Origin of the sequence: Mesorhizobium sp. LNJC391B00 (genome assembly GCF_000502535.1) — a bacterium.
GTDB lineage: Bacteria > Pseudomonadota > Alphaproteobacteria > Rhizobiales > Rhizobiaceae > Mesorhizobium.
In genome coordinates this window covers 574,288-593,548 of record NZ_AYWI01000003.1, presented here as the reverse complement: position 1 = coordinate 593,548, position 19,261 = coordinate 574,288, and the positions used below count along the sequence as shown (strand labels likewise).

The 19,261-nt window shown below is 63.4% G+C and carries 14 protein-coding genes; 10 read left to right on the top strand and 4 right to left on the bottom strand.

All coding sequences use genetic code 11. The annotated features are described in order from the left end of the window. Positions 1 to 261 precede the first annotated feature (261 nt). The 6 genes from X750_RS1000000163655 (at position 262) to X750_RS154350 (ending at position 9,028) form a co-directional block, all read left to right on the top strand. Positions 262 to 4,095: a caspase family protein gene (locus tag X750_RS1000000163655; protein ID WP_210164061.1), complete on the top strand. Its 3,834-nt coding sequence runs from the start codon at positions 262 to 264 to the stop codon at positions 4,093 to 4,095. Between the two features lie 182 nt (positions 4,096 to 4,277). Next, positions 4,278 to 5,672 (top strand): multicopper oxidase family protein, encoded by a 1,395-nt coding sequence (locus tag X750_RS154330; protein WP_023747216.1) that lies wholly within the window; start codon positions 4,278 to 4,280, stop codon positions 5,670 to 5,672. Between the two features lie 152 nt (positions 5,673 to 5,824). Continuing rightward, complete coding sequence (locus tag X750_RS154335; RefSeq protein WP_023747215.1) at positions 5,825 to 7,147, top strand: NAD(P)H-dependent oxidoreductase; 1,323 nt, start codon at positions 5,825 to 5,827, stop codon at positions 7,145 to 7,147. 71 nt (positions 7,148 to 7,218) lie between these two features. Then, the gene (locus tag X750_RS154340; protein WP_023689347.1) at positions 7,219 to 7,461 is read left to right on the top strand and encodes a type II toxin-antitoxin system VapB family antitoxin; all 243 of its coding nucleotides are present in this window, start codon (positions 7,219 to 7,221) and stop codon (positions 7,459 to 7,461) included. Continuing rightward, a complete protein-coding gene (locus tag X750_RS154345) occupies positions 7,461 to 7,853 on the top strand; it encodes a type II toxin-antitoxin system VapC family toxin (RefSeq protein WP_023747214.1) in 393 nt (130 codons plus the stop codon). The genes X750_RS154340 and X750_RS154345 overlap by 1 nt, the downstream gene beginning before the upstream one ends. A gap of 275 nt (positions 7,854 to 8,128) precedes the next feature. Further along, the gene (locus X750_RS154350; protein WP_023747213.1) at positions 8,129 to 9,028 is read left to right on the top strand and encodes an MBL fold metallo-hydrolase; all 900 of its coding nucleotides are present in this window, start codon (positions 8,129 to 8,131) and stop codon (positions 9,026 to 9,028) included. A 67-nt stretch (positions 9,029 to 9,095) separates the two neighbouring features. Here the strand turns inward: X750_RS154350 and proC are convergent, their stop codons facing one another. The 3 genes from proC to X750_RS154365 form a co-directional block, all read right to left on the bottom strand. Then, positions 9,096 to 9,911 (bottom strand): pyrroline-5-carboxylate reductase, encoded by an 816-nt coding sequence (gene proC, locus X750_RS154355; protein ID WP_023747212.1) that lies wholly within the window; start codon positions 9,909 to 9,911, stop codon positions 9,096 to 9,098. A gap of 85 nt (positions 9,912 to 9,996) precedes the next feature. Then, on the bottom strand, positions 9,997 to 11,316 hold the full coding sequence (locus X750_RS154360; protein WP_023747211.1) for an O-antigen ligase: 1,320 nt from the start codon (positions 11,314 to 11,316) through the stop codon (positions 9,997 to 9,999). Further along, positions 11,285 to 12,283, bottom strand: coding sequence for a glycosyltransferase (locus tag X750_RS154365; RefSeq protein WP_023692395.1), 999 nt, complete (start codon positions 12,281 to 12,283; stop codon positions 11,285 to 11,287). Before X750_RS154365 ends, X750_RS154360 begins: the two co-directional genes overlap by 32 nt. Before the next feature lie 172 nt (positions 12,284 to 12,455). Between X750_RS154365 and X750_RS154370 the strand changes: the two genes are divergently transcribed. The 3 genes from X750_RS154370 to X750_RS154380 are packed head-to-tail and all read left to right on the top strand — an operon-like array spanning position 12,456 to position 15,339. Beyond that, positions 12,456 to 13,628: a glycosyltransferase family 4 protein gene (locus X750_RS154370; protein ID WP_023747210.1), complete on the top strand. Its 1,173-nt coding sequence runs from the start codon at positions 12,456 to 12,458 to the stop codon at positions 13,626 to 13,628. After that, positions 13,625 to 14,419 carry a WecB/TagA/CpsF family glycosyltransferase gene (locus tag X750_RS154375; protein WP_023669298.1) on the top strand — a complete coding sequence of 265 codons (795 nt, stop codon included), beginning with the start codon at positions 13,625 to 13,627 and terminating at the stop codon, positions 14,417 to 14,419. Before X750_RS154370 ends, X750_RS154375 begins: the two co-directional genes overlap by 4 nt. After that, positions 14,416 to 15,339, top strand: coding sequence for a DUF6492 family protein (locus tag X750_RS154380; RefSeq protein ID WP_023669299.1), 924 nt, complete (start codon positions 14,416 to 14,418; stop codon positions 15,337 to 15,339). The genes X750_RS154375 and X750_RS154380 overlap by 4 nt, the downstream gene beginning before the upstream one ends. On the opposite strand, the gene X750_RS154385 is transcribed toward X750_RS154380, so the two are convergent. Next, complete coding sequence (locus X750_RS154385) at positions 15,336 to 16,631, bottom strand: lipopolysaccharide biosynthesis protein (RefSeq protein WP_023669300.1); 1,296 nt, start codon at positions 16,629 to 16,631, stop codon at positions 15,336 to 15,338. The two genes, X750_RS154380 and X750_RS154385, sit on opposite strands and share 4 nt — an antisense overlap. A gap of 198 nt (positions 16,632 to 16,829) precedes the next feature. On the opposite strand from X750_RS154385, the gene X750_RS154390 reads away from it, so the two are divergent. Continuing rightward, entirely contained in the window at positions 16,830 to 19,118 is a 2,289-nt protein-coding gene (locus X750_RS154390; protein WP_023692390.1) for a GumC family protein, read from the top strand. The last annotated feature ends 143 nt before the right edge of the window (positions 19,119 to 19,261 follow it).

Here is a 19,261-nt window from a genome sequence, read left to right as displayed (position 1 = left end):
TCTACGGGGCCGGACGACTGCTCAACAAGTCCGGACCTGTCAACTCACGAACAGGCCGGTCTGGCCGTATCCGGCATGCTGAACACTACCGCTCGCACGCTGAAAGCCAGCCTCCTCGTACGCATATCCACGACAAGAACACAGCTCGCCCAAGGACTTGCCATCGGCCGGCCATCATGATGCCATCTCGCCTGCGGAAGATAGCGTCGGGTTTTGGGGTAGAGAATGCTCTTTGGGCGAACGGCAGGTGCGACAGGGCGCATGTGCGCGGCAATTGCCGCAGCACTGGTGTGCCTATGCGCGTTTGGCCCCGCTTTGGCTGAAGAGCCGAAGGCGCTGAAAGGCGTCGCGCTCATCATCGGTCAGTCCGACTACCAGCATGTCGGCAAACTGCCCAATCCGGAAAACGACGCCCGCGCCATCGAGGAGATGTTCGACAGGCTCGGCTTCGAGACCAATGTCGCCACCAACCGCGACGCGCGCAAATTGCGGCGCGATCTCGAAGGCTTCGTCGACGATGCCGAGGGCGCCGATGTCGCCATCATCTACTATTCCGGCCACGGCATCGAAGCCGGCGGCGAGAATTATCTGGTCCCTGTCGATGCCGATATCTCGGCGCTCGACAATGCCGGCGAAAAGCTGGTGCCGCTGTCGTCCATCGTCGCCGAACTGAAGGCCAAGGTGCCGGTCACCATCGTTCTGCTGGACGCCTGCCGCAACGATCCGTTCCCGCCGGGCACGCTCCTGAAGCTGGCGCCGGGCGACCAAGGCAAGCCGATCGGCGCCGGCGGTCTCGGGGAAACGCGCGGCGTGGTTTCCCTGAAGGGCGGCGCCGACGCCAAGGGCTCGGTCGACGGCAGCCTCGGCCAGGTCATCGCCTTTGCCGCCGAGCCCGGCAAGGTTGCGCTGGACGGTCCGGCCGATGGCAACAGCCCCTATGCGGCAGCGATCCTGCGCCACATCGACACGATGGGCGGCGAGGAATTCGGCACCGTTCTGCGCATGATCGGCGAGGAGGTCTATCTCAAGACCAACGGCCAGCAGCGGCCCTGGGTCAATGAGAGCCTGCGCCGGCTGCTCTATTTCGGTACCCCCGCCGAGGCACCGAAAGGCGATGAGGGCGAAATCCTCAGGGAGCGGCGCCAGCTCCTGCTGACCATCTCGACGCTACCCGATCCGGAGCGCCGCCAGATCGAAACCATATCGCGTGACGGCAAGGTGCCGATGGATGGGCTTTACGCCATGCTGAAGGCGCTCGGGGTCGACATACCCAAGGATCCGGCTGAGCTCGACAAGCTGCTGCGTGGCCAGACCGAACGGCTGAAACACGTGTTGGCCGAACGCGAGACTTTGAAAAACCCGGACCCCGAAATTGCCAGGCTATCGAAACTCGCCGAACAGGCGGTTCAGGAAGGCGCGCTCGAAGCGGCGCAGAAATTCAACGAGCAGGCCAAGGCCCGCATCGGCGAACTTTCGTCTACGGTCGACCAGGCCGAGGCCGAGCTGAAGGCAAAGCGGCTCGAATTCGCAAAGGTTTTCGCCAGCAGCGCCAGAACCTACGAGATTTCCTTCAACTTCAAGGAGGCGGCTCAGGACTACGCCAAGGCCTATGAGCAGGCCGCGAAATGGAGCGACGAAGATGCGTTCTACTACAAGGCGGCAGAGGCCAACGCTCTGTCGGAACAAGGGGACTTCTCCGGCGACAATGCGTATCTCGCCCAGGCCCTGACAGCCTATGAACAGGCATTGACCTATGTCACCCGCGAAAAGTTGCCGCTGCTTTGGGCGGCCACCCAGAACAATATGGGCGCCACGCTTGCTACTTTGGGCGAACGGGAAGCCGGCCGCGACAACCTCGACAAGGCAGCTGCCGCCTATGAGCAGGCGCTGACCGTCTATACGCATGACGCCTACCCTGACGACTGGGCATCGACCTATGGCAATCTGGGCACGGTCTACTGGCGGCTCGGCCAGCGCGAGAACGGGACGGCACTGCTTGAGCGGGCAGTCGCGGCCTTCCGCTCGGCGCTCGAGGTACAGTCGTCGAAAAAACTGCCGCTTGAATGGGCGGCGACGCAGAACAATCTCGGCATCGTGCTGTCCGAGATCGGCGAACGCCAGACCACATCGGACAGTTTTCGCGCCGCAATCGAAGCGCATCGTGCGGCATTGACGGAATACAACAGAGAGCGCGTGCCGCTCGACTGGGCGCTGAGCCAGGTCAATCTGGGTGCTGCGCTCTACCGCCTCGGTGAGCGCGAAAAGGATATCGCGACCATGCAGCAGGCGGTTGCTGCCTATCAGGCGGCGACCGGCGAAATGACCAGGGAACGCGCGCCGGCGCAATGGGCGACAATCCAGAATAATCTGAGCACGGCGCTGGAATCGATCGGAACCATTAACGGCGATGTCGCCACGCTTGAGCAGGCGCGCGACGCCGCCCTGGCATCGCTTACGGTTTGGACGCGCGAGCACGCCGCGGCGAGCTGGGCCAACGGCCAGCTGACGCTCGGCAACGCCTTGCAGCGCCTCGGCGCCAAGCAGAAGAACAAGGAACTGCTGATGCAGGCAGCCACCGCGTACCAGGCCGCTCTGTCCGAATATCCGCGTGAGAAACTGCCGCTTGACTGGGCTTCGCTGCAGCAGAATCTGGGATCGGTCAACGACACGCTCGGCGATCTCGATACGGGAACCGATTACTACATTCAGGCGGTGACCGCGTATCATCAGGCATGGGAGGTCTATACCGCAACCGCCGCGCCGGGCGAGTTCGCTTCGATCGGCTACAGCCTTGCAGGCACGCTATCGAACTGGGGCGAACGCGCGGGGGACATCTCGACCCTGCGGCAGGCGATCGATGTCTACGGTCAGGTGCTCAGGGTTCGCACCCGCGACAAGGACCCAGTCAATTGGGCCAAGACGGAATTCCGCCTCGGCTGCGCGTTGATGATGTCAGGCAAGCTGGCCTCTGACGATCAACTGCTGCAGCAATCGGTCGACGCGCTGCGGGCGGCGCTCGACGGGCAGACGAAAGGCGGTGATGTCACGGAGATCGGCCAAACGCGGCGCGTACTCGGCCAGACCCTGTCGATCCTGGGCGACAATACATCCAACCTGGACTTGCTGGCGCAAGCAGCCGACATGCTGGAAGCCGCGCTCCCCGCCTACTCCAAGGACGCCGACCCGGAGGAGTGGGCCAATATCAATTACGACCTCGGCTTTGCCCTCTACAGCCAGGGCCGGATTGGTGGCGACGCCACGTTCTACGCCAAGGCCGTGCAGAGCTTCGAGACGGCAGCGCGGATCTACGACGGTTTTCCCGACCGCATGCAATGGGCGCGCACCAAGGCCGATATCGGCAATGCCTTGCTGATGGCCGCGGACGGCAAGGACGTCGAGTTGCTCACCCGCGCGATTGCCGCCTATGACGCAGCGCTCAGCGTGGTAACGCGCGAGAATGCGCTGGCTGTCTGGGAGAACAATCAGAACAATCTCGCCGGCGGGCTGTCGAGTCTTGGTTACTGGGCGAACGATGTCGGCAAGCTGAAACGAGCCGCTCAGATCTACCGCGACCTCGCCACGGTGCGAACGATCGCCCGCGATCCCGATCTCTGGATCACCAACCAGACCAGTCTCGCGCAGACGCTGAGCATGATCGCGGCCCGCGAGCCTTCGGCTGAATTGTACGAGGAGGCGATTGTCGTCAACCGGGCGCTTGCCGAGCAGCTCGGTCGCGACCGCGATCCCGAACGTTGGGCCAATGCGCGCAACGAGATGGGCTATGCCTTGACCATGGCCGGCCGCGCCGAAAACAATGTCGCGCATTTCGAGGAGGCGGTGTTGGTCCTGCGCGAGGCGATCGTGGTGCAAAAGAAGATCAATTCGGTGCCGGCTGTCGCCTTCACGCAGGACAGCCTGTGCGACGTGCTGGTCGATCTGGGCGCCGCCCACAAGGACAAGGCGATGGCACAGGAAGCGATCGCCGCATGCCAGGACGCGCTCGTCATCTTCCGTGACAAGAAGATGGACGATCTCGCCGCCGGTTCCGAAAAGAACCTCGCCGAGGCACAGGCGTTGCTGGCCGAGTTGCATTAATCCGAGCCCGCGCTCCCGGATGCGGGCGAATGGTGGGCACGCCAGCGTTCACGCTGTTGCGCAAGCAGATGTCACCGGCTCGCCATGGCATGACAGAGATGCGATGTGGCAGTATCGGCTTGTGCGCCGGTCGCCACCCGTCATTCAGGACGACAGGTAATCATATTCCGTTGGAGCGCCAGATGACCCTATTCACCCGCCGCGGGCTTCTGAAAACGGCTGCGGTTGCCGGCGGTGGCGGCGTCGGGCTGGCAGCAATGACCAGGCTCAGCGGTTGGGCAGCTGTCACACCTGAGCCGGTGGTGCTCAAGACGGCAAAGATCCAGGCCAGGTTCATGGATGCGGGCGAGACCCGGGATGTCCTGACGTATGGTGAATCAGGCATGCCGCCTGTACTGCGGATGAAAAAAGGCGAGCCCTTTGCCGCGCGTCTCGTCAACGCCATCGACGACCCGACGACCATCCATTGGCACGGCATTCGCGTTCCAAACAAGATGGACGGTGTTCCCTTCCTAGTTCAGCCTTACGTCTATACCGGCGATCATTTCGACTACGCCTTCACCCCGCCCGACGCCGGCACGTTCTGGTATCACCCGCATTGCAACACGCTGGAGCAGATGGGCCATGGCCTCACCGGCGTGATCGTGGTCGAGAACCCCAACGATCCAAAATTCGACGCCGAAGCCGTCGTCAACCTGCGCGACTGGCGCCTCGGCGACGACGCGCAGTTCATCCAGCAATTCCGGCCGCGCGATGCCGCAAAAACCGGAACCTATGGCACGGTGCGCACCGCCAACTGGCTCGACCAGCCGCAATTCGACGCGCCGGCCGGCGGGTTGGTGCGGCTGCGGGTCGCCATCACCGATGTCACCCGCATCTACGCCTTTCGCGTCGAGCGTGGGGAGGCCGCGGTCATCGCGCTGGACGGCAATCCGGTGCCGCAGCGTTTTGCGCCCGATGCTTTGCTGCTCGGACCGGGGCAGCGCATGGAGCTCGCCATTCGCATGCCTGACCAGGAGGGCGCGATCGTCAGCCTGGGCGACATCAGAGGCACCAAACCCAAGGTCCTCGCCACCTTGCGCGCCACCGGCAGCTCGCTCAAGCGCGATTTGCGCGACCTCGCACCGCTGGAAGCCAACCCGGTGCCGGAGGTGGATCTCGCCAGCGCGAAACACATCGCGCTCTCGCTCAGCGCCACGGCGGAAAACGTGCCGAGCGACAGCATATGCGGCACGCTAGGCTACTCCTTCTGGGCCATCAACAAGGTACCGTGGCCGGGCGACACGCCGGACCCGACCGCGCCTTTGGCCGAGCTGAAGCTCGGCAAAAGCTATGTCATCGACATGGAGAATTTGACGCCGCAATCGCATCCGATGCATCTGCACGGCATGAGCTTCAAGGTGCTGTCGTCGTCGACACGCCAGGTTCAGCCGGTCATCTCCGACACCTATCTCATGCAGCCCAACGAGAAGGTTCAGCTCGGTTTCGTCGCGGACAATCCCGGCGACTGGCTGCTGCACTGCCACATCATCGAACATCAGAAAACCGGGATGACGAGCTATATCAGGGTGGTTTGACGCCGAGGCGGGTCAATCAGCCTCTACCGGGGTTGGCCTCACCTGTCGGGCCTGTTGCCGGAGAAATTGCCGCCGTCCGCTGGTTTCGTTGGCAAAGCGGGGCCGTTCCCTGCTATTCCCGCCTGCAATCAAGAAGCCGTGGACACGCTTGCATGACCAATGTCGCCCTGACCGGACTGGCCCGCGATCTCGCCAGGCGCGCCGCCGAGGGCCGCCCGGTGCGCATCGGCGTCATCGGCTCCGGCGAAATGGGCACCGACCTGGTCACGCAAGGCATGCTGATGCCCGGCATCTCGGTCGCGGCCATCTCGACACGCCGCCCGCACACCGCCCGTGACGCCATCCGCATCGCCTATGGCGATGAGGCGATGGCGGTCGAGGCGGACAGGGGCTCGAAAGTCACCGCGGCGATCGAGGCGGGCAAAATCGCCATTACCACGAACGAGATGCTGGTCACCAATCCGCTGATCGACGTCGTCATAGACGCCACCGGCAAGCCTGGTGTCGCCGCCGATTTCGACTTGAAGGCGATGGAGCACGGCAAGCATCTGGTGATGATGAATGTCGAGGCCGACGTCACGATCGGCTGCTACCTCAAGCAGCAGGCAGACCGGCTCGGCGTCGTCTATTCGGTCGGCGCCGGCGACGAGCCGTCGAGCTGCATGGAGCTGATCGAGTTCGCCTCCGCGCTCGGCTACACCATCGTCTCGGCCGGCAAGGGCAAGAACAACCCGCTCAACCACGATGCCGTTCCGGATGACTATCGCGAGGAAGCCCTTCGCCGCAACATGAACCCGCGCATGCTGGTCGAGTTCGTCGACGGCTCGAAAACCATGGTCGAGATGTGCGCCATCGCCAACGCCACCGGGCTGGTCCCAGACGTTCCCGGCATGCACGGCCCAAAGGCCGACCGCGATCAGCTGGCCAAGGTGCTCATCCCGAAGGCGGATGGCGGCATCCTGTCGAAGAAGGGCGTTGTCGACTACACCATCGGCAAGGGCGTGGCGCCCGGCGTGTTCGTCATCGTCGAGGCGACGCATCCGCGCATCGTCGAGCGCATGGACGACCTGCACATAGGCCACGGCCCCTACTACAGCTTCTTCCGGCCGTATCATCTGACCTCGCTGGAAGTGCCGCTGACGGCGGCCCGTATCATGCTCTACGGCCGCCCCGACATGGTGCCGCTGCCGAAGCCGGTGGCCGAAGTCTGCGCGGTGGCCAAGCGCGATCTCGCCACGGGCGAGACCTTCGATGCCATCGGCGAGACTTGCTACCGCTCCTGGACCATGACCGTCGAAGAGGCGCGCGTCAATCTGGCAGTGCCGGTCGGCCTGCTCGAAGGCGGCAAGGTGCTGAAACCGGTGAGGAAGGGCGAACTGCTCACCGCCGACAATGCTACGCCCGACCGCACTACCAGGCTGTTCGCTTTGCGGAAGCTGCAGGATGATTTGCTCTACGGGGCTGAGATGGCATGAACAGGCCAGCTCTCTGGCTTTGTCATGACAAGATCACTATATTGTAGTGACAGCGAACGGAGGCTTCCAGAATGAATCTCCAGATCAGAGACCCGCGCGCCCGTGACCTCGCCCGGCAGCTTGCCGAAAAGCGAAAGATTTCCTTGACCGAAGCGGTGATCGAAGCGCTCGAATCCGAGCTTCAGCGCGAACGTGAACGAGTTCCGCTGGCTGAGCGGCTGGCCGCCATATCGAACGATCTGAAGGCCAAGGCGGGAAGCGGTGGCAGGGATTTGACTAAGGATGAGATCGACGAGATGTGGGGACATTCCTGATGTTCATCGAAACCTCGGTGGTGATCGCTGTCCTCGCCGGAGAGGAAGACGCCGCCGATTGGAGCCGCCGGATCGGGCAGGCCTCGATACGGATCACATCTCCGCTGGTCGTGCTCGAAGCGGCGATGCGGCTTTCATCGAAGTTGGTGGTGGAGCCGCTCTTCGCCGAAAAGGCGATAGAGGAGTTCCTGCGTGAGGCCGAGATCGAGGTGGTTCCGATCGAAATCGGTGATGCCAAGCTCGCGATCCAGGCTTTTTCGAACTATGGCAAAGGTCGCGGCCACCCGGCTCAGCTCAATCTCGCTGACTGCCTGTCATATGCCTCGGCAAAAAGCCGTGGGATGCCCTTGCTCTACAAAGGGAAAGACTTTTCCCACACCGATCTGGCCTGATCCTACTCCCCAGTTCACGGTTCGGTCAGCAGCTTCGTCAGCCGCTCCCGCCCAGCAGGCCAAATGCTGCCGCGGTCGCGCCATGGGGCTTTTGACCTGCTCGCGCAACACGCCTGGTCATTGCGCTCGTGCTGACGGCGCAGACCCATCGGCTGCCATTGTAATGATCCATTCATACAGTCTGTCTCTTTGATCCGGGTTTTTCAAACGATGCCGAGATGGCAATCTCCGAACGATCAGTTGAACCCCCATTGAGGATTGAAATCTTGCAAACCATTTGGACAAGACGCGAGACGATGAAAACCCTTCTGGCAACGGGCATGGTTGCCATGCTTCAGCCTCTGGCTTTTGCAGCCAGGGCCGCCGCCAAGCTGGAATGGACCTATTTTCAGGCTGACGAGAATGGTTTCCGCCGCACGCCGGTGCTGCTGACCGGGGAAAAAGAAGCCATCCTCCTCGACGGTGGATTTACCCTGTCCGATGGCCGTGCGGTCGCGGATGCGATCAAGGCGACGGGCAAGACCCTGACGACGATCTATGTCAGTTGCAGCGACCCTGACTATTATTTTGGCCTCCGTCCCGTCGCGGATGCTTTCCCCGGCGCCAAGATCATCGCGGCCGGCGCAACGGTTGCGGCCATCAAAGCCAATGTGCAAGCCAAGCTGGATGTCTGGAGCCCACAGCTCAAGGACAATGGACCGAAGGTTCTGGCGGATGTCGTCATTCCCGAGGCTTCCGATATCACCTCACTTGAAATCGAAGGAAACAAGATCGAGATCGTCACCGTCGCCGATCTGAAAGACCGGCGGTATCTCTGGGTGCCCACCCTTGAAGCCGTGTTCGGCGGCGTGCTGATCTCGTCGGGCGTGCATGTCTGGGTTGCCGACGAACCAACCGTAGACGACCATAAAAAATGGATTGCTGCGCTTGATGAAATCACGGCGCGCAAACCCAAAATCGTGGTGCCGTCCCATCAGGTAGCCGGCGCGCCGGACGGTCTTGCGGCCGTGGAATTCACCCGCGCCTACCTCGAAGCCTTCAACGAGGAAGCCGGGAAATCGAAATCCAGCGTGGAACTGATTGCGGCGATGAAGCGGCGCTATCCTGATCTTCTTGACGTCTCGTCGCTGGAACTGGGAGCAAAGGTCGCCAAGGGTGAAATGAAGTGGGGCTGATACGGTTGGCCCGGGGCTAAGGCAGGAGCACACGGGCCACCTACAGCCCTGACGTATCGCGAACGGTTTACTTCCCCAATTCCACCGACCGCAGCCGCGCGGCTTCCACCGCCTCGGTCAGCAGCTTCGTCAGCCGGTCTTCGCCCATCAGCACGGCAAGGGCGGCTGCCGTGGTTCCGTTGGGGCTGGTCACCTGCTGGCGCAGGACGCCGGGCTCCTCGCCGCTTTCGGCAGCGAGTGCAGCAGCGCCATAGACGGTCTGCATGGCAAGCAGCCTGGCGGTCTCGGTCGGCAGCCCGGCCTTCTCGGCTGCAACCGTAAGCGCCTCGATGAAATGGAAGATGTAGGCCGGACCGGACCCCGAAACCGCCGTCACCGCGTCCATCAGGCCTTCGTCGTCGATCGTCGTCACCACACCGCTCGCCGACAGCAGCTCGGCAACGAAACGCCTGATGTCGTCGGTCACCAGCGGGTTGGAATAGACCACCATCATGCCCTTGCCGATCGCGGCCGGCGTGTTGGGCATGCAGCGGATAACAGGCGCGAGATGGCCGAGTATGTGCTCGAAGGTGGCGACCGGCGTGCCCGCGGCGATGCTGACGAAGGTGGTCCTGCCGTCGCCGAAGCGCTTGTAGGCGGCGGTGACGTCGCGGGTCACCTGCGGCTTGACGGCGATGACGACGAGGTCGGGCTCTGCGTCGGCGGGGATCCCGTTCGCGCCCGCGGCGACACTGCAACCGAGGTGCTCGGCGCGCTTGCGCAATTCGGCATTGGGCTCGACCACGAACACGGCTTGCGGGGCAAGCTTGCCGGATTTCAGCCAGCCCGAAAGCATGGCGTAACCCATATTGCCGCAACCGGCGAGAACAAGCCTGATCGTCATTGAGAGCCCTCCGAGACAAGGGTTCTCCTTAGACGCTAGCGGGCAGACGGGAAAGCCCCAAGGGGTGCTGGATCAGGCCAGCCGGTCAAGGTCGCCGGCGTACCGCGATCGGCCGCAGCGACACTTGCCGCAAGCCAAGCACGCCGAGCACGAAGAACAGCCACACCGGGTCGCCGCGATGGAAGAAGAAGCTTTCCAGGAACGCGTTCAGCGCCGTGAACAGCACCACCATCATGAAGAAGTCACCGAGATAGATGTTCTCCTTGCGCGGCGGGATGCGCATGTAGTCGCGCAGCGGCGCGATCACGAAAGTGTAGACGGCAACGCACAGCGCCGGGATGCCCATCAGCACCGCAATGTCGAGATAGCCGTCATGGCCATGCACGATGGTCCGGATGTCCCAGGCCCGGTCGAAAGGCTGGTCCTGGCTCAGCAGCAGCGGCGTGCCCCAGAAGCTTTCATAGCCGTAGCCGGTCCAGGGCTTCTTCGCCAGCATCTCGCCGGAGAACTCCCACAGCGTCGTGCGCCCGGTATAGGTGAGGTCGGGGAAATAGGTGGCCGCCAGCTCTTTCACCGGCGGGATGAAGACGATGCCTAAGGTACCGATGGCCGTCGCAATGATCGCCAGTGCAAACAGGATCGGCGTGCCGAACCGCATGCCGATCATGCCCGGCAGCACGACGATCAGGATCGAGAACGGCACCAGGCCGGCCGTCGTCTTGGATCCGGTGTGCAGCATGAAGATCATCGCCGCGCCGAAGATCGCCACGCCCCAGAATTTCTGGCCGCGCCGGACGAGATAGAGGCCGGCGAAGCTGAAGCAGGCCATGATTGGTCCGGCAATGTTCTTGTGGGCGAACACACCACGCCACAGGCCGGCATGTTCGGGCTCCTGCGAATCGGCCGTATGCAGGGCCTCATGCGGAAAGACGATGAGGCCGATATAGGACAGGCCGATAACGACGATCGCGCAGAATATGATGACTTTCGAAAAACTGTCGGCATCGCGCGGCAGCACCAGGACCGTCGCTATCGTCAGAACGCCAAGCAGCGTGAAGAAGGCCGCGCGCATGGCCGAGGACGGGTCGGTCGCGTTGATGACCGAAAGCATGAAAAAGCCGAGCATCAGAATCCAGGACGGGCTGAGCAGCGAGCGCACCACCTTGGGGTCGGCGAACGTCAGCAGTGAGAAGATCGAAATGGCGCCGAGCGAACTGAAGCCGAGCTGGTTGACGATGTCGCCGCCGTCGCCGGTCAGTTCCGCGCCTGCCGGCTGAAACGGCCGGAACGACACGATGACGACGGCAAATAACAGCGCGGCAATCGCCGTCGCCACGCCGTCGCGGGTGACGATGCCGCCCAGCAGCAGCTCGTCAGTTCTTCTCAGGCTGCCTGTATTGCTCATTGGCGTATCCGAATTCGGCAAGCACGCGGCCGAGCGAGACATAGACGGGGTAAAGCGCCGTCGACAGCGATCCTGTCCGCGCCAATTTGATTGCGCCGCGCACGGGCGAGGCTATCAGCAGCGCCAGGCTTTTTGCAAACACCTTGGCGCCGGCGAATGGCGTGCCGGCGCGCTTCTTCTTTTCGACCAGCGTCGAGATTACACCGTTGCGTAAGGATCGGGCGCGGATCCAGTCAGCCTCGACGCGCCGGGCCGGAACGCCTTCGCGCACCTTTGCCTCGGCGCACCAGCCAAGCACGAAACCTTTCTGCGCCGAGCGGCTGAGGAAGTCGGAATCGCCGCCGCCCATGAAGTTGAACCGCAGGTCGAGGAAGGGTGGCCCCATGATGGTGAGCACATTGCGCCCGACCAGAAGGTTGCCCGAGGAATAGAGTGCGGCCACGCGCCCGGTCTGGCGATAGGGCGGCGCAAACACCGGGTGCTCGGCCCATTTGGCGTGAGCAGGATCGGTAAACACCGGCACTTGCGGGCCACCGACAATGTCGGCGCCAAGCGTCTCCGCCGTCCTGCACATGCGCTCCAGCCAGTCCGCGTCGGCGATCTCGTCATCGTCGATGACCAGCAGGTGGCGGAAATCCGGAAAATGCAGGATCGCCGTCTGCCAGCCAGCATTGTAGGCACTGCAATTGCCCCGCTCATGCGCGATGATGACCATGCCCTTCATATCGTCGCGTTCGAACAGCGGCACGGCCGCCTGGGCGCCCTCACGCGCCTCGGCCTCGTTTTCGATGACGATGACGGCGAAGCGCCGGCTGGTTTGCTGTGCCTTGAGCGACGCCAGCGTTTCGAGCAGCAGTTGCGGCCGCTTGAAGGTCGGCAGCGTGACGACGGCTTCCATCGTCTCTGCGGCGAGCCCCGGAGAGCGTCCCGCAATCGATACCGAACCGTCCGATGGCAAAGGGATCATCCGCTCCAGCCGCATGTTTTGAATCTGGCTTTCGATAACACCGCGACGATAACGTTTCGTTAATCACCTTTCGCAGCGGCGCCTGCCGGTCCGCGCCTTTCAGCCGTTGCGTTGCGTGATTTAATCAAGGGTTCACCCAGCTTTGCTAGTGGCCGACGCTTGGATAGGTGAGATGCATCTGCTGTTCGCCACATCGATCGTGCCCGACGGCGCTCTCGCTTCGGGCTATGAGATCGCCAATGCTGCGATCATCGCCGCCTTGCGGCGCGCCGGCGTGCGCGTCACCGTCATCGGCTTCATCTGGCCGGGCAAGGCGCCCAGCGACCCCGAAAACACCATCGTGCTCGGCGCCGTCGACGTGCGCACGGAAAGCGCCTCGGCGCGGCAGAAGCTCGCCTGGCTTGGCAAGGCGGTGCTGTCAGGGCTCACCTTCGCTTCCGTGAAGCTGCGCGCGGTTTCCGACAGCGAAGTCCGTGCCGCGATCGAGCGCGCCGGTCCCTTCGACGGTTATGTCCTGAATTCCGTGCAGTTCGCCGGCGCCTTCGAAAAACTATTCGCCGACCGTCCCTCGATTTTCGTCGCCCACAATGTCGAACATGGTTCGGCCAAAGAGAATGCGGCAGCAGCAAACAGTCGCTTCCAGCGCCTGCTGTTTGCCCGCGAGGCCAGGCTGCTCAAGACCATGGAGGAGCGGCTCTGCCGCCGGGCTCGCTTCGTCTTCACGCTGGCCGAGGAAGACCGCGCCGCACTCGGCGTTGCCAGCGACGACCGCTCGGCGGTGCTGCCGCTGGTGACCACTGCCACGGCGCCAAAGCCGGTCAAGCCGCGCCGCATCGATTGCGACGCGGCGCTGATCGGCACTTGGACCTGGCAGCCGAACCGCATCGGCCTCGACTGGTTCCTGGAAAAAGTCGTGCCGCATCTTCGCCGGAGCTTTCGCATCAGGGTCGCCGGCAACATGCCGTCGGATATCACCTCTGCCCATCCCGGTGTCGAATTTGTCGGCCGCGTGTCCGACGCCCAGAATTTCGTGCGCGGCGCCGCCGTCATTCCACTGATCAGCACCGCGGGCAGCGGCGTTCAGCTCAAGACCATCGAAACCTTCGAGCTCGGCCTGCCGTCGGTCGCCACCAGCCGTTCGCTGCGCGGCATCGATCATCGCCCGGCAAATTGTTTCATCACCGACGATCCGGCCGCCTTCGCCGGCGCGCTGGAGGCAGCTGCGGCCGATGTCAGGGATGTCGATGGCAGCGCCTTCCATCGCAGGCAGATTAAGGCACTGGATGCCGCCATCAGGCTCGGACTGGAAAAGCTTGGGCCGGTGGGGGAGGAGGTGTTTGCATGAACATGCACACCGCCCGCGCCGCCTTCGGGCTCGATACGCTGAAGACGATCCTTGGCATTTCGGTCCTTGCCATCGGCTGGGATGACGCGATCGCGCTGCTCGCTCGTCTGATTGCCGAGCGGCGCTTCACCAAGGTCAGTTTTCTCAACGCTCACAACGCCAACATCGCCTCTACCGATCCGGTCTTTGCCGAGGCGCTCGACGATTTCCTCATCCTGCCTGACGGCGTTGGCGTCGATCTGGCGGCAAAGCTGCTCTACGGCGCGCCGTTCCCGGACAATCTCAACGGCACTGATCTCATTCCGGCCTTTCTGCAGGCATCGGCGAGGCCGCTGACCGTCGGGTTGCTTGGCGCCACCCGCGCCAACGCCGAGGCGGCGTCGGTCAGGCTAGCCGCTCTGGCGGTGCAGCACGAATTCGTCGTCATCCATGACGGCTATTTCTCCCCCGCCGAAGAGCAGGCGATCGTCGATCGCATCGAGGCATTGCGGCCCGACGTGCTGCTTGTGGCCATGGGCGTGCCGCGCCAGGAATTGTGGATCGCCCGTCATATCGATGCCCGCCACTGCACGCTGCCGATCGCCGTCGGCGCGCTGCTCGATTTTCTCTCCGGCACGGTGCCGCGGGCGCCTCTGTGGATGCGCCAGCTGAGGCTCGAATGGTTGTTCCGTCTGTGCATCGAGCCCGGCCGGCTGTGGCGCCGCTACGTCGTCGGCAATCCGGTGTTCCTGCTGCGTGTCGTGAGGCAGAAATTCTCGCGTCGGCCCGAGCCCGCCGGAGAGTTGCGGTGAACAGCCGCGTCGTGCCGAGCCCTGCAGCCGAGACCGGTGCCCTGCCGCAAACGCCGACGGCGGCGGTGGTGACCGCCAGCTATGCGCCGGATTTCGAACGCTGCCGCCTGTTGTGCGAGACCCTCGACCGCCATGTCTCCGGCTTGGCGCATCATTACATTCTGGTCGAGCACCGCGACGTGGCGCTGTTTCGCCAGTTGGAAAACGACCGCCGCAGCGTTGTCGACGAGCGCGACCTGCTGCCGCGCTGGCTGCGTGTGTTCGACGATCCGATGAGCCTCTTTCGCCGTCGCATCTGGCTCAGTCTCAAGACCCAGCCGCTGCGCGGCTGGCATGTGCAGCAGCTGCGCCGCATCGCCATCGCTGCGCATGCTGGAGAAGACGTGCTGGTCTTCTGCGATTCCGACGTCGCCTTCCTCAAGCCATTCGATCTGAGCGCCTTCTGGCGCGACGGCAAGGTGCGGCTGTTCCGGCGCGACGGCGTGCTGTCGAGCGACGGTCACGACGAGCATCGCATCTGGTCGCGCAATGCGGCCTCGGCGATTGGTATCGATGCATCCGAGGTTTCGAACCACGACTATATTTCGACGCTGATCGCCTGGCGCCGTCAGACCGTGACGGCGATGTGCGCCGAGATCGAGAAGGTGCACGCGCGCGGCTGGGTCGAGGTCATCGCTTCAGTGCGCCGGTTCTCCGAATGCATGATCTATGGCCGCTATGTCGACGATGTGCTGGGGGGCGCCGGCCATTTCCACGGCTCGGAGGAATTCTGCCGCGTGCACTGGACCGGGGAGGCGCTGTCGGATGACGAATTCCGCAGCTTCGTCGCCGCTATGGCACCGGGGCAGGTGGCGATCGGCATGCAATCCTTCATCGGCACCGATATCGGCCGCATCCGCCGCCTGATCGGATTGGCTTAGATTGCCTTGGCGGGCTTGCGCAGCGCCGAATAGGTTAGCAGCGCCGAGGCGAGATAGAGCAGCAGGAAGACGACATTGAGCGATACGACAAGCCTGGGCGTGTCGGCAATCGTGGTCAGCACATAGGTCAACAGCACCGCCTTCAGCCCCGCCAGCAGGCCGAGGTTGAGCGCCCTGAGCGCGGTCTGGCCGCGCGCGAACAGCAGCTCGGCCTGGTATTCGACCAGGTTGCGCAGTCCCGGCACGCCGATTGCCAACGCCACCAAGGGCGCCGCCTCGGCGACATTCCGGCCAAGTGCATTGGGGAAGAAATGCAGCACGATGCCGAGTGCGGCCAGTGCCAATGTCGACACCAGGAACACGCCGGCTTCGATACCGCTCTTGACCCGCAGTCGCGACAACAGCTCCGGCGCCCGCATCATCCTCTGCACCAGCATCATCGAGAAGGTGCGGATCGGGATTGCCGTCAGGTCGACCAGCCGCATGATGATGGCATAGATGCCGGCCAGATGCGGCCCGCCGATCGCCAGCACGAGCAGCTTGTCGAATTCCGACTGCAGGTAGAACAGCACTTCGGCTCCTGCAACATAGATCGAATCGGCAAGCCGCCTGAGATAGAGCTCGGTGCGCAGCCTCAGCCGCTGGCGTGGATAATAGAAGCCGAAGGCCAGCAGCAGCGAGGCGGCGTTGGCGCCGATGTAGAACAACGACCAGATCCAGACGCTGTGCTGGCCCGATAGCATGAACAGCACGGCGCCCAGCGCGCGGAACGCCGTGGCCACGATCGACAGCACGGCGGCGCGGCCGAATTTGCCGAGCCCGTTGTTGACGATCAGCACCACCTCGACCGGCCGCCACAAAAGCGCCTCTGCAAAGACGATTGCGGCAAAGACGGCCAGCGGAACGGTGCTGGCGAAGAAGATCAGGTAGACGCCCCAGGAGGCCGCCGCCAGCAGTGGTAAGGACACGGCGCCAAGCAAAAGGAAGCCGGCGGTGAAGGTGCCGATCAGATTGGGGCGGATGGTGGCTGTGCGGTAAAGCGCCGAGATGAAGCCGAAAGCGAGGATGCGCGACAGCATGACGCCGGCCGCCGAGGCGGTGGCGAACATGCCGAACTCGGCAATCGACAGCGTGTTGGCAAGTGCGATGAAATAGGCAAGCGAGAACACCAGCCGCCCGCCGGCGCCGCTGATGGCTGAAAGATAGTCGCGAACCAGCCCCCGTCTTTCGGCGAGGAAGGTGCCGATGCGGGCGAGTGTCCGCCTTTGCGGTATGTCGCTGGCCTGCGTCATATCGAGGAAAGCCGTAAGCCGCAAAGCTTAACGTGCGGTTCTGACGCCATTTTACAGATCCCGGCAATGCGTGGCGAAGCGAGAAACTTTCACTTGCAGACTTCGGAAATTAACCTTTTGTTTCCCACGCCTGTTTAGCGTGACTTAACGATTGGCCGACCGCCGCTCCTGCGCCGTCGAAGGTAAAGTTTCGAGACAATGGTCGACAGGGAAAACCGTGAAGACTGGAGGCGCGAGCGCTCCCTCCTGGCGCTCGGCAAAGCCGTGCGCGGCGATGAGGCGGCGGATGCGTCGGCGGTCTCGATCGGTGACCGGGTGGATCCGTCATGGCGCGAGGACGCCGCCACGCGTCACCGCATAGCCCGCTCGCAACGCGAGGCGCGGTCGAATCCGGCGCCAACGTCACCGCCCGAGCCGCCGCAGTTCCAGGCCGACGGCGAACCCGTTTCGGCCGCCAGCGCGCGTGAGGAGCCTGTTTCCGGCCGGCGTCAGCAGCACGCCGCCTATGAGCTCCGCTCTTTCCACGAGCAGCGACCGGACCGCGACGACGATGACGGGCAGGAATGGAAGCCGCTGATCGATCCGCTCCAGGTCGTCCGCGGCATTAGTCGTTCCAAGTTGCTGATCGTCTCGACTACGATATTGGGCACGGTGCTCGGCGTCGCCGTCGCCGTTTCGACACCGAAGAAATACGAAGCCACCACACAGATGGTCATCGAGCCAGGCGACCTGAAGCTTTCCGACAACGATCTCACCCAACCGGTCGGGCAGCCCGATGCGGCGCTGGCTGTTGTCGAAACCCGCATCAAGATGGTGACATCCGGCAAGGTCCTCGACAAGGTCGTGGCCGATCTCAATCTCGTCGACGATCCGGAATTCAACGGACAGGGCTCTGGCGGCCTTGGCGTCCTGTCGCTCATTCGCTCGATACTGTCGCGCCAGGATGGCCCTGGCGGCGGCGGTGAAGTGCGCCGCCAGGCGCTGGCGGTCGGCAATCTGGCCAAGAGCCTGTCGGTTGAGCGCAGCGGCAAGAGCTTTGTCGTTTCCATCAGCGCCACCACTCAAAGCGCCGACAAATCGGCGAAGATAGCCAATACGACCAGGGACGTTTTCCAGCAGGAGGCGGCCCAATACCAGTTCGGGATGGCCGGGCGCGCGACGGACCAGCTGACGGCCAAGCTCGATGACCTGCGCAAGAATGTCGAGACAGCGGAGCGCAAGGTCGAGGATTTCAGGGCCACGCATGATCTCGTCGACGCGCAGGGCCATCTGATCAGCGACGACCAGATGCTGAAGCTCAACGAGCAGCTCTCAGTCACCCGGGCCCGTACGCTGGAACTCAATGCCCGGGCCGCGTCGGCGCGTTCGCTGGACGTCAATTCGGTCATCAACGGCACCTTGCCGGAAGAAATCAATTCCAACACGATGAGCGAACTGCGCGCGCAATATGCAGTTTTGAAGCAGGAGGCCGACCGCGCCGCCGTGCGTCTGGGACCGCGTCATCCCGAATACCAGGCGCTCAACGCCCAGCTCGACGGCTCGCGCGAGCGCATCGCAGGCGAACTGCGCCGCATCGCCTCGTCGCTGCAGGTCGATTTGAAGCGCTCGGTTCAGCTTGAGCAGGATCTCGCTTCCCGCCTGGCTCAGGCAAAGGTCCAGAGCGGCGACGTCAACAGCGATCTGGTCAGCCTGCGCGAACTGGAGCGTGACGCCACGGCCAAACGCTCCGTCTACGAACAGTACCTTCTGCGCGCCAAGGAGACCGGCGAACAGCAAAACATCAACACCACCAACATCAATCTGATGACCCCCGCGCAACCGCCGCTCGAACCCAACGGACCGTCGCGGGCTGTAATAGCGATGGCCGGCCTGCTGCTCGGGCTTGCTTCGGGCATCGGTGTCGGCGCCATGCGCGGCGCCTTTGCCAGCCTGCGCGGCGCTGCCAATTCGCGTTCGCGCGGCAGAATGGACGAGCGCCCCCCTCCGGTCGAGGACAAGGTCTATCGCGCGCCGCTGCCTGTGGCGCCGCCACCGGCAGCACCTCCGGTGTTGCCGACCGCGGCCGCTCCCGCCCGGAGCCCAGGTCTGTTCGACGGACTGTTCTCGGCGATGCGCAAAGCCGCGCCGGGTAGCGGGACGTCAGGCGAACCCGTCGAGACCTACCGCGCCCAACCAGCCGCCGAATATACAAGGCCGGTGCAGGAGCCTGTGGGCTATCGCCAGCCGGACTTCCGGAACGAGGTTCCGCACGCCAATTCCCCTGCGCAGCAGCCTGGCTACGCGCAGCCTCGTCAGCCGGCTGACTATGCCTATTCGCAGGCTCAGCCGATGCCCGCGGCGTCCGGGCCGTGGTCTTCTCCGCAGCCCGCTGGGGCGGCGCCGGAAGACCAGCAGGCGCAAATCGACGATATCCGCGCCAGCCTGCGCGAATTTCGCGAAGCGGTGCGCGAACTCACCGAAAGCCGTTCGCACCGCCGCTATTTCTGAGCAATTCCAGGAAAAGTGTGAAACGGTTTTCCCGGGAAAAGCGCGTAGCGCGCTTTCCCTTGGGAATTGCGTCAAAACAAGAAATAGAGCGGTTCAGCCTTTCCGTGAAAGGATGAGTCGCTCTGAGCCCGTCAGCACAGAAT